The following is a 10,853-nucleotide window of genomic DNA, read 5'->3' as shown; positions in this document are numbered from 1 at the left end:
ACCCCATTTATCATATATCACAACAAAAGATTAAAATGATGATTGAGTTATATTTTAATTATAGACAATGTGGATAGTTTTTAAAATTTTTCATAAGTCTTAAAAAAGAAAGCGCTTAACTTGCTCTAGATACTTAATTGCTAAATATGCTATACTATTTAAAAAATTAATACAATTTGGGATGTTCTATTGTAAACAAAGGGGGGGCACATCATGAACAGTCCAAACGAATCAAGATTGTTAACTTTTTTTACTGACAAAAAGAAAGATCCGTCATACACATTAGCTCAAGCAATTGGACTCGTCCTCGGACCACTTCTTTTTGCATTGATTTTACTTTTTGTCCGACCAGATGATTTATCTTTTAAAGGGGTTTACGTCTTAGCGATAACAGCATGGATTGCGGTTTGGTGGATTACAGAAGCCATCCCAATTCCAGCGACAAGTTTATTACCACTTGTCCTGTTACCGTTAGGACACGTCATGAACAGTGCGACCGTATCCGCGCAATATGGGAATGACATTATTTATTTATTCTTAGGTGGCTTCATTTTGGCCATTGCGATGGAACGTTGGGATTTACATACACGAATTGCGCTCACGATTATTAGCAGTATTGGTACGAGTACAGGGCGCATTTTACTTGGCTTTATGGTCGCAACAGGTGGCTTATCGATGTTTGTGTCGAACACAGCTGCGGTAATGATTATGATTCCGATTGGTTTAGCGATTATTAAAGAGGCCAATGCACTGAAAACCGAAGCGGACAGTGAAGAAAGTATTCAAAAGTTTGAACGTTCACTTGTGTTAGGTATCGGTTATGCCGGCACGATTGGTGGATTAGGTACGCTAATAAGTAAGACATACCCCCAATTAATAGAAATCAACATCTAGAATGTTTATTGAATTGGGTTTTTTGCCTCTAACCCCTTTAATATACTCAATTTTAATAGATTTAATTGCTCTTTTGATGAACTCAGCTTTCAATTCTAGATCCATTCTTTCCCAACCCTCAAGTAATGAGTATTTAAAGTCTTTGATTTGCTCATAATCATATACTTTCCTATCGTTCTCCTTCTTTTGCTTATTATAAACTGCTACCATATCGTCTAATTCTTTAATAAGAGGTGTGAGTTCATCTTCTCGCATTAAACCTTTCGCAAATAATATATGATATCTTTTGCGCTCTTCGTTAATTTTATCTATATCAATTTCAATTTCTTGTTCTTTCTCTTCATTCGTTTCTACCTCGTAATTAGTTAAATCGAAATTGCTTATATAAGTATAAAATTGTTTTAACGCTTCTTCTTCGCTGAAACTGAAATTTTCAACACTTTTATCATATTTACATCTGTCGCAATAATAATGTTTAGAATACCACGTCCCATTTTTTTGCGTTACATGCTTATTAGTATTTAAAGTACATCGATTTCCACATGTCGGACAAACCAATTTTCCTCTAAACGCTGAAATATGCTTTACTACTACACTGTTAGTTCTTTCACTGATGCGTTCTTTTATTTCTTCATATTCTGCATCAGTGATAATGGGTTCGTGTGTATTTTCAATAAATACATCACTAAAACAATAATGCCCGCGTGCTACAGGACTTTTTAAAGCGTTTCTTAACACACTTCTGTGCCACCGATTGCCGATAGGAGCTTTATAGTTAGAGTTATTTAACTTGATTGTGATTTCCCTTAAACTTGTACCTTTCTTAATTTCATCAACCGCAAAGCGTAAAACTTTGCTATATTCATTAGGTATAAGCTTGTTGTCTACGCGGTCATAAAAGAAAGGAGGAGTTGTTTTGATTAATCCTTTTTGAGCAGCTGCACGTCTACCCATAAAGGTCCGCTCTTGAATTGTTGTTCGTTCCCATTCGGCCATAGCACCGACAAGAGTCACAAATAACCTCCCCATAGCCGTAGATGTATCGTAAACCTCCGTCGCACTTCTGAACGACACATCATTCTTTTCTAAAATTTCTAATATATCCAATAAATCACGGACAGATCTAGTTAATCTATCCAATTTGTATACTAATACTAAATCAAATTCATTAATTTCTTCGATGAGTTTGTTTAAAGCTGGTCTTTCTCTTTTTGCACCCGAATATCCTGCATCTGTATATATTTTATAAACATTCCAATCATTTATATCACAAAATTGTTTAAGTTTGCGCTCTTGTTCTTCAATCGAAAAGCCGTGTAAACTTTGTTCGTGTGTGCTTACTCTTGTGTAAATCGCTACTTTCATCACTATCACTCCTAAAAATTTGCAAAAAATAATAAGGGTAGACTTGCTACCCAAAAATTATTCATTTGTCGCGTCGTAGTATTCGTCGCCATTCTCATCAGTTTTCACATTGTTTTCTGATGGTTTTGGCACACTGTTGTCATAAAGGGACGGATGACCACCCACGCCATTTTGTGGTATTTTTTCACCTTTCGGTTGGTTATCATCAACTCTAGTTGCAACGTCGTTGTTTTTATAAACGACTTGATCCTGAGTATTTACTTGACTTTCGCTATCGTTTGACGATGTTATGTTTTGGTCATTCGAGCCGTTCAATTCATCAGTAATATCGTTTACAGCTGAGTAGTCAACCGTTTTTAACTTGGATAGGTCGATTACTTTTTCTCCTAGTTTTTTACCACCAACACCCTTAGTTGCTTTCAATGTTACTTTATTGTCGTTTTGAAGCTCGTACCCCATAATACCTTTAGCTGTTTTTCCTCTTTTAATAGTGTCATAGGCGTGTTTTGACCATTCTTCGTAATCGCCTGTATTAGGCGTTGTGCCAGCGTCTAGTTCCGCTATTGAGTTTTCTGTATCTTGAAGAACTGTAAATCCAGCCATAAATATAGTGTTTGGCGCTACGTTTTCTCTACCTGATTTGCTTTTAACTTCGTATTTAAAAACAACGGACTTTTTACCACTATCTTTATCATTGACGATAAAAGTATCCTTGATTTTCAATACCGCGTCATCTATAACTAAAGTATCATTTGTGAATTGTGGTTTATTCTCATTCACCTTAGTTTCTTGTTTTGTTTCACTTCCTTTTTTGTCGTTTCCACATGCACTTAAAACTAAAATACTAGCAAACAATAAAAATATTAATCGCTTCATATTTTACACTCCTTAAAAATTGTTTTTATATAAAGCGTCACAAGGACGCTCGATATTGTATTCATCTATTTCTTTTTTAGTAATAGGTAGATTGTTTTTAACTCTATATACTAATTGTTCTAATGTGTAGATAGGAACCATTTCAGTCCCATCATCTTCTAAACGTTGCACTTCAGTCATGTGTCTTCCTCCTACAATATAACTTTTCCTGCCACTTTAATGTCGTGGCTACTATCAAAATGTAAATCAGGATATTTTGAGTTCAACGAAACCAAACGTATACCTTTATCACTGATAAATACCTTTTTCAAATAAGCTTCACCATCAATAACAAAGATACCAATTTGGCCACTGTTGATTTGCTTAGTTTTGTCGATAAAGATAATCTCTTTATCCTCAAACATAGGTTCCATAGAGTCACCATTTACTTGCAATGCAAAGTCGTGGTTAGGTATATGTCCATTGTATTGTGTTGTGAACTCGACACCATCAATCAACGTTTCTCCAGTGCCTGCTGAAGCATAGCCATAAACAGCGACCTCTTCTGAAACTATGTTATTCGAATTTATATGTAAGACTTTGCTGTTTTGTTCGTCTAGTTGTTCAGTAGCGAAATCTAGTACACGTTTTTGGCGTGGAGGTGTGAGTTGAGAAGAAACATCATTGATTTTAGCTATGACCTCTTGATTGTTTGATTCACTAATTAAATCTAGTGGTTCGACTCCAAAAACATTAGCAATTTCAGGTAACTTGTCTAACTTAGGACTTCTAATACCTTTCCTCCACCTTGTAACAGTTGTGCGATTCACATCTACTAAGGCAGCCAAATCACTATCACTCATATCTCTTTTGTTCATAAGTCGTTCTAAATTCGAAGAAAATGAAGTCATTTTTTATCTCCTTTAAACGTATTTTGAAATTTGTAACTTCATTATATGCCTAAAGTTCCAAAAATGCAACATAAACATAATTTGATGTGTAGAGTAAAAAAAATATGTTAAAAACACTTGCAATTTTGGAACAATAGGTTTAGTATTGTTTTTAGGAGGTGTTCCAAAAATGCACAAAGATTTATATAGCTTTCGCAAAGCAGCTAAAAAAAATCAAGACTATATGGGAAATCTAATAGGTGTTTCCGGTCAACAATACGGAAAAAGAGAACGCGGAGAAATCCCGATTAGTTTAGATGAAGCTATGATTTTTTCTAAAGCACTTCAGATTCCTATTCAAGAATTGTTTCCAGAATATTTTTTTATTAAACAAGTTCCAAAAATGCACAAAGAACCAAATCCAACTTAAAGGAGGAATAACAATGCAAGAATTACAAGTGATAGAACAAAACAATGAATTTTATGTAGACAGTCGCGAAGTTGCGGAAATGTTAGGCAAGGAACATAAACACTTAATAAGAGATATAGAAAATTATAAAAGTGTAATTTTGCAAAGTCCAAACTTGGACCCTGCTAATTATTTCGAAGAATCAACTTATACCGGCGGAAATAGTCAGTCATATAAACGTTACTTACTCACTAGAAAAGGTTGTGACATTGTAGCAAATAAGATGACAGGATCTAAAGGAATTTTATTCACAGCAACTTATGTAGATGCGTTTCATGAAATGCAAGAGCACATAAAGAAACAATCTCAAATCAACGCACCTACTACTCAATTAGAAGCGATTAAAATGTTTGTTCAAATTCAAGAGGAACAACAAGCATTTAACAAGCGCATTGAAAGTGAAGTTACTGGCATTCGTCATATTGTAGGGATTGAAACGAAAAACTGGCGTAACGATACTAACAAAATTTTAGCTGCTATCGCTCAACATCTTGGCGGCGGAGATATGCACAAGAAAGTTAAGAGCGAAGCATATAAAGCGTTAGAGGAAAAAGGTCGTTGCAATTTAAAAATACGCATGCAAAATCGAAAGGGCAAAATGTTAGCGAATGGTGCAACAAAATCACAAATCAATAAACTGACGAAGCTAGATGTCATTAACGACGAACCGAGATTAATTGAAATTTACATCGCAGTTATCAAAAATTTAGCAATCAAGTACGGCGTTGATGTAAGTCAATTTGAAATCTAGGAGGAATAAAATTGAACGCGAACGATAAATTAGCAATCATTCAACAAATTTTAGGTGAGGTCTCATATGAGATAAGCACGGCATTAACAACAGATGAATCCTCTAAGTTTGAAAGAAAAATCGAACATAACGGAAAAATTTACACCATAGAACAAACTAGAGAATCTTTTTTAGAGGATACCTTGATAAGTATTAGCGAACGTCTTGAAAATATAAACTTTGGTCACATTTAGGAGGGGAACAAAATGCCAAAACATATTCAGCAAATCCTATTTGATTTGCAGTTGCATGCAGGAATTGCAGAGGCGATTTGGAAAGAAAAAGGTTTAATCAAAGGAGGTGATTAACATCAAACATATACTAGCAATATTCATGACCGTATCAGTCGCAATCGTACTAACGACAATACTCGCTTTTGCAGAAGTATACTTCACGACAATGCTATTCATAGTAATCCTAGCAGAAGCTGTGACGTATAACTTAACTAAGTATGTGTACGAAGCATTAAAAAAGACTGAATGCTAATGGCAGTTAGCAAACAGTCGAGGTTGAAAAATTTGGAATAAATTTCAACCTAATTATAACAGATTAGGAGGAAGTAGCAATGTATTTTCCGAATGGCGAAGAATTTTCAGGAATCATCGAAATTGAAGGCTTCAAATTCCGTAAACATGTCACAAGAGAAGAGGATTATATCTTGATTGAAGTAACTGACATGACATACAGAGTCATCGCAGAAACGAAAGTGTCCGATATTTCAGATGTAGACATTGCGCAAGAGGTTATTAGTGCAGCGTTGTATGACTACATCGAAAACGAAACAGACGACTTAGACAAAATTATGGCTCATTTAATTAAAAATTAGGAGGAATCAACATGGAAAACGAAAAAATGTTAATCACATTAGAAAGATACGACCAACTCATCGCAGAAAGAGCGGTTTACAAAAATGAAGCTCAACGTTTAGAAGATGAAAATATCGAGCTTAAAGCTCAAATTAAGGATTTGGAAGAAGAGAATAATAAAATTCCATCGATTCATTTCAACACACCAAAAACTACTGATGAAGAGGAGGTGTTAATCGTTGACGACACTATTTAATTTGACAGACGCGTATCAACAAGTTTATGACCTCATAGCTGAACAAGGTGATGAGACTGTGCTAATCGAGACACTACAAAGCATCAATGACGCTTTAGAGGACAAAGCGGACGGATATGTAGCTGTAATCAAAACACTGGAAGCTGACAACGTCGCTATTGATGAAGAAATCAAACGCCTACGTCAACGTAAGACATCAAACCAAAACGGAATCAGCAGGCTTAAAGAATCATTGCAGTTCGCAATGGAATCAACAGGCAAAGAGAAGTTCAAAACGGCGCTGAACAGTTACAGTATCGCAAACAATCCGCCGAGCTTAGACGTTACCGAAGAATCGCTGATACCTAAAGAATATTGGGTGTCACAAGCGCCGAAGTTAAACAAAAAAGACTTGCTCAATGACATCAAAAACGGTGCAGACATTAAAGGTGTAGAAGTGAAGCAAACTAGAAGTTTGAGGGTGAGATAGATGACAGAAGAAAAAAGTGAAATCGATATTCTGAAAAAATTAAAGATTAACAATATAGCTCAAAAAAATAGAAAGAAATATTACAAATTTGCTATCTATGGAAAAATCGGGACTGGTAAAACAACATTTGCGACTAGAGATAACAATGCATTTGTTATTGACATTAATGAGGACGGGACAACCGTTGTTGATGAAGGTTCAGATGTAGCGATTGAAAACTACCAACACTTTGTATACGTAATTAATTATTTGCCCAAAATTTTAGAACAGATGAGATCTAACGGACAACAAATCGACGTTGTTGTCATAGAAACAATCCAAAAATTAAGGGATATGACGCTTAATGACGTAATGAAAAACAAGGTTAAAAAGCCTACGTTTAACGATTGGGGAGAAGTTGCAGAACGTATTGTAAGTATGTATCGATTAATTGCGAAGATGCAAGAAGAATATAAATTTCATTTTGTCATTACAGGTCACGAAGGCATAAACAAAGACAAAGATGATGAAGGCAGCACAATCAACCCCACAATCACTATCGAAGCTCAAGAACAAATAAAAAAAGCTATTACCTCTCAAAGTGATGTATTAGCTAGAGCGATGATAGAGGAATTCGAAGAAAATGGTGTGCGTGAGGCTAGATACGTTTTAAATGCAGAGCCATCAGATAGATTTGAAACGAAAATAAGACATTCCCCATCAATAACGATCACAAACAAAAAATTTGTTAATCCATGCATAAGCCAAGTAGTACAAGCAATTCGAAACGGAAACTAAAAAGGCTAAAAGGACGGTAACTAATTATGAAAATCACAGGTAGAGCACAACACATTACAGAAACAAATCAAGAAGCATTTATGAAAGGCGGCGAATTCTTAGGCGCTGGAGAATTTACAGTAAAAGTAAAAGAGATTCAATTTAACGATAAAGAAAATCGATATTTTACAATTGTATTCGAAAATAATGAGGGCAAACAATTCAACCATAATCAGTTTGTGCCACCATTCCAAGAGGATTTCCAAGAAAAACAATATATTGAATTATTGAGTAGATTAGGAATCAAACTAAACTTACCGGATTTAACATTTGATACTGATCAACTTATTAATAAGTTTTGTAATATCGTCGTGAAATGGAAGTTTAGAGAGAATCTAGGACGTTATATGGCGCAACTTTCATATATCAAAGTTTGGAATAAAGGTGATGAAGTAGTTAATAAACCAACACCTAAAACAGACGAACAAAGAGCGGAAGAAACACAAAATAATTCCAACAATCAGCAACAAACACCAATGTCTCAACAAAGTAATCCGTTTGCAGGCAGTGACCCATTAGGATATGACGACCAAGATTTAGCATTTTAAGGTGTGATTTGAATGCAACAGATTACAAGATACCAGGCGGACAACGACGGTACATACTCCGTCGTTGCTACTGGTGTAAAACTTGAGCAAAGTCATATTGAACTTTTAGAAAATGGTTATTCGATAAACGCAGATGTAGAGGTACACGACAACAAAAGAATTTCGAATGATCAACGTAAAAAGATATTCGCATTATGTAGAGATATAGAACTACATTGGGGCGAACCAGTAGAGTCAACGAGACGTATATTTCAAGCCGAGCTAGAAATAATGAATGGTTACAAACCAATAAGTCTAAGTAATTGCAGCATGAAAGTGGCAAGTGAATTGATAGAGTTGATTGTAGCGTTTATATTTCGCCACCAAATACCGATGCAAGTTGAAACGAGTATGTTATTGAAAGAAGATAAAGCGTTGTTGTATTGGGCTACTGTTAACAGAAACTGCGCAATATGTGGTAAGCCTCACAGTGATTTAGCACATTATCATGCGGTCGGTAGAGGCCGCAACAGACGCAAAATAGACCATACAGATAATAAGGTACTTGCGTTATGCCATAGACATCATACAGAACAGCACAACATCGGCATTAACAGTTTCAACGATAAATATCATTTGCACGACAGCTGGGTAGATGTCGATGATCGACTAAACAAAATGCTGAAAGGAGAGAAAATGAAATGAGCAGATTTCATTTAATCAAAATAGCACTCCTAATCGTCATCTTGGCGGAGGAGATTAGGAATGCTAGAAATTATAAAAAAGTTATAGTAAAACTCTCGGAAATAAAAAAAGGTATTGATACTCCACAAAAAATCAATACCCTTCGCGAGATTAGGAAAAATCAAATTGACTTCCTAAAAACTCTTTAAGGACTTCTCGGTTTGTCACTTCATGATGGAGTAATGAAAATAAAATCTGTTTTTCATTCTCAGTGTAATTTTCATGATTCTCTTCAATTGAGTTGGAAATATCTGAAGCGTACTTATCTAAAGTTTCTCTAGATATTTCAGTGTAACGTTCATCGAAGTATTTATAGAATTCTTCTTTGTTCATAACATCACCTCCAATCTGATGCAAAAGCATTCAGAAAAAATTATACCAGAAAGGAGAATACAAATGACTGATCAACCAAGTTACTATTCGATAATTACAGCAAACGTAAGATATGACAACCGTCTTACGGACAGTGAAAAGTTATTGTTTGCAGAAATCACATCATTAAGTAACAAATATGGATACTGCACAGCGAGTAATGGCTACTTTGCCAAACTGTATGAAGTTACGAAAGTTACAGTGTCACGCCGTATAGCTAATTTAAAAGAATGTGGATATTTACAAGTTGAAATCATTAGAGAAGGAAATGAAATCAAACAAAGAAAGATGTACCCCTTAACAGAAATGATAAGACCTATTAACACAAATGATAATACCCCTATTAACAATTCTGTTAATACCCCTATTATCACAAATGTTAAAGAGAATAATACAAGTAATAATAATACAAGTATTAATAATATAAATAGAATAGATATATTGTCGGGAGACCCGACCTCATATCCTTACCGTGACGTAATTGACTACCTTAACAAACAGACAGATAAGCAATACAAACCAACTACTAAAAAGAATCAAACAGTCATACGAGCTAGAACAGATGAAGGATTTACACTAGATGACTTTAAGCAGGTAATTGATAACAAAGCATCGGAATGGAAAGGCACAGAAATGGAAAAGTACCTGCGCCCTGAAACGCTATTCGGTACAAAATTTGAGGGTTACCTTAATCAGACGCCTAAATTAAGTGGTGTGGATCAATTAGAACGCATGAAGTATGACATGAGCTATTGGGAGGAGTAAAAATGAATCCTTTTGAAAAAATAGCTGAGAGAATACAATTTAAAAACGAAATCGTAGAGAAGAAAACAGGATTACATTGTGATAAATGCGGTAGGGATTATGACTGGTATAAATTTGATAACGGTTATGAGTATAAAGATGGTTGTGACTGTGAACTAATAGAAATGGGGAAAGAAGCAACTTTTAAACGTAAGCAACAAAGAATAGACGATATATTTAATCAATCGACTGTTAATCCATCTATTAAAAAAGCAACTGTTAATAATTATGAAGTTAACAACGATTCACAAAAATACGCTAAGCAAACAGCTATTGATTACGTTACTAACTTTTCGAATAAAAAAGGTGAAATGAAATCAATACTTTTTAGAGGTAGTTATGGTACTGGTAAATCGCACTTAGCTTACGCAATAGCTAAAGCGATTAAAAATAAAGGATATACAGTCGCTTTTATGCAGATACCTGACTTGATGGTTAGAATCAAAGCAACATATAACAAAACATCATCTGAAACATTCGAAGATTTAAAAAAGCAGCTCGTTAAATTAGATTTACTGGTTTTAGATGATATAGGAGTTAGCAATAGCGACCACGATTTATCTATGTTGTATGACATTATCAATAATCGGCAAGATAAAAACAACATCTTTACAACTAACTTTAAGGATTCAGAGTTAAACCAAGATATGCATTGGCACAGAATCAATTCCAGAATGAAAAAAGGTAGTCGAAAAGTTAATGTCATTGGCGATGATTACAGGGAGCGTGACGCATGGTAATTACGACAATTACAAAAGAGTTTTTGAAAGAAAATCTTGAGTGTTCAGATGTATAT

17 protein-coding genes and 1 pseudogene are annotated in these 10,853 nt (G+C 34.8%); 13 read left to right on the top strand and 5 right to left on the bottom strand.

From position 1 onward, the window contains the following. Nucleotides 1-213 precede the first annotated feature (213 nt). Nucleotides 214-879 (top strand): annotated as a pseudogene (locus CD138_RS06500) (SLC13 family permease); the annotation flags it as partial. Here CD138_RS06500 and CD138_RS06495 read toward each other — a convergent pair. The 4 genes from CD138_RS06495 to CD138_RS06485 are packed head-to-tail and all read right to left on the bottom strand — an operon-like array spanning nucleotide 874 to nucleotide 4,025. Further along, nucleotides 874-2,259: a recombinase family protein gene (locus CD138_RS06495; protein ID WP_019167944.1), complete on the bottom strand. Its 1,386-nt coding sequence runs from the start codon at nucleotides 2,257-2,259 to the stop codon at nucleotides 874-876. The pseudogene CD138_RS06500 and the gene CD138_RS06495 sit on opposite strands and share 6 nt — an antisense overlap. A gap of 57 nt (nucleotides 2,260-2,316) precedes the next feature. Then, entirely contained in the window at nucleotides 2,317-3,135 is an 819-nt protein-coding gene (locus tag CD138_RS06490) for a DUF5067 domain-containing protein (RefSeq protein WP_019167943.1), read from the bottom strand. A 12-nt stretch (nucleotides 3,136-3,147) separates the two neighbouring features. Next, on the bottom strand, nucleotides 3,148-3,315 hold the full coding sequence (locus CD138_RS14160; RefSeq protein WP_019165842.1) for a hypothetical protein: 168 nt from the start codon (nucleotides 3,313-3,315) through the stop codon (nucleotides 3,148-3,150). An 11-nt stretch (nucleotides 3,316-3,326) separates the two neighbouring features. Then, on the bottom strand, nucleotides 3,327-4,025 hold the full coding sequence (locus CD138_RS06485) for a helix-turn-helix domain-containing protein (RefSeq protein ID WP_019167942.1): 699 nt from the start codon (nucleotides 4,023-4,025) through the stop codon (nucleotides 3,327-3,329). Nucleotides 4,026-4,194: 169 nt separating this feature from the next. On the opposite strand from CD138_RS06485, the gene CD138_RS06480 reads away from it, so the two are divergent. The 10 genes from CD138_RS06480 to CD138_RS06435 all read left to right on the top strand — a co-directional run bounded on the left by CD138_RS06480 (nucleotide 4,195) and on the right by CD138_RS06435 (nucleotide 8,842). Then, entirely contained in the window at nucleotides 4,195-4,434 is a 240-nt protein-coding gene (locus CD138_RS06480) for a helix-turn-helix transcriptional regulator (protein ID WP_019167941.1), read from the top strand. A 13-nt stretch (nucleotides 4,435-4,447) separates the two neighbouring features. Further along, nucleotides 4,448-5,224: a Rha family transcriptional regulator gene (locus CD138_RS06475; protein ID WP_019167940.1), complete on the top strand. Its 777-nt coding sequence runs from the start codon at nucleotides 4,448-4,450 to the stop codon at nucleotides 5,222-5,224. Between the two features lie 11 nt (nucleotides 5,225-5,235). Then, complete coding sequence (locus tag CD138_RS06470) at nucleotides 5,236-5,457, top strand: hypothetical protein (RefSeq protein ID WP_019167939.1); 222 nt, start codon at nucleotides 5,236-5,238, stop codon at nucleotides 5,455-5,457. Nucleotides 5,458-5,596: 139 nt separating this feature from the next. After that, the gene (locus tag CD138_RS06465; RefSeq protein WP_019167937.1) at nucleotides 5,597-5,749 is read left to right on the top strand and encodes a hypothetical protein; all 153 of its coding nucleotides are present in this window, start codon (nucleotides 5,597-5,599) and stop codon (nucleotides 5,747-5,749) included. A 79-nt stretch (nucleotides 5,750-5,828) separates the two neighbouring features. Beyond that, complete coding sequence (locus tag CD138_RS06460) at nucleotides 5,829-6,089, top strand: DUF1108 family protein (RefSeq protein WP_019167936.1); 261 nt, start codon at nucleotides 5,829-5,831, stop codon at nucleotides 6,087-6,089. Between the two features lie 11 nt (nucleotides 6,090-6,100). Further along, entirely contained in the window at nucleotides 6,101-6,325 is a 225-nt protein-coding gene (locus CD138_RS06455; RefSeq protein WP_019167935.1) for a hypothetical protein, read from the top strand. Next, the gene (locus CD138_RS06450) at nucleotides 6,309-6,794 is read left to right on the top strand and encodes a siphovirus Gp157 family protein (RefSeq protein ID WP_019167934.1); all 486 of its coding nucleotides are present in this window, start codon (nucleotides 6,309-6,311) and stop codon (nucleotides 6,792-6,794) included. The genes CD138_RS06455 and CD138_RS06450 overlap by 17 nt, the downstream gene beginning before the upstream one ends. Continuing rightward, a complete protein-coding gene (locus CD138_RS06445; protein WP_019167933.1) occupies nucleotides 6,795-7,571 on the top strand; it encodes an ATP-binding protein in 777 nt (258 codons plus the stop codon). A 26-nt stretch (nucleotides 7,572-7,597) separates the two neighbouring features. Beyond that, entirely contained in the window at nucleotides 7,598-8,158 is a 561-nt protein-coding gene (locus CD138_RS06440; protein WP_019167932.1) for a hypothetical protein, read from the top strand. A 12-nt stretch (nucleotides 8,159-8,170) separates the two neighbouring features. Then, nucleotides 8,171-8,842 (top strand): putative HNHc nuclease, encoded by a 672-nt coding sequence (locus CD138_RS06435; RefSeq protein WP_019167931.1) that lies wholly within the window; start codon nucleotides 8,171-8,173, stop codon nucleotides 8,840-8,842. 150 nt (nucleotides 8,843-8,992) lie between these two features. Here the strand turns inward: CD138_RS06435 and CD138_RS06425 are convergent, their stop codons facing one another. Further along, nucleotides 8,993-9,214: a hypothetical protein gene (locus CD138_RS06425; RefSeq protein ID WP_019167929.1), complete on the bottom strand. Its 222-nt coding sequence runs from the start codon at nucleotides 9,212-9,214 to the stop codon at nucleotides 8,993-8,995. 63 nt (nucleotides 9,215-9,277) lie between these two features. Here CD138_RS06425 and CD138_RS06420 point away from each other — a divergent pair, with 63 nt between their 5' ends. Then, nucleotides 9,278-10,018 carry a conserved phage C-terminal domain-containing protein gene (locus CD138_RS06420; RefSeq protein WP_026066813.1) on the top strand — a complete coding sequence of 247 codons (741 nt, stop codon included), beginning with the start codon at nucleotides 9,278-9,280 and terminating at the stop codon, nucleotides 10,016-10,018. A 2-nt stretch (nucleotides 10,019-10,020) separates the two neighbouring features. Further along, nucleotides 10,021-10,797 carry an ATP-binding protein gene (locus CD138_RS06415; protein ID WP_103265970.1) on the top strand — a complete coding sequence of 259 codons (777 nt, stop codon included), beginning with the start codon at nucleotides 10,021-10,023 and terminating at the stop codon, nucleotides 10,795-10,797. Nucleotides 10,798-10,853: the final 56 nt, after the last annotated feature.

It is taken from the genome of Staphylococcus intermedius NCTC 11048 (assembly GCF_002902385.1).
Lineage (GTDB): Bacteria > Bacillota > Bacilli > Staphylococcales > Staphylococcaceae > Staphylococcus > Staphylococcus intermedius.
Note: the sequence above shows the minus strand (reverse complement) of the source record. Positions and strands in the feature narration are given on the sequence as shown.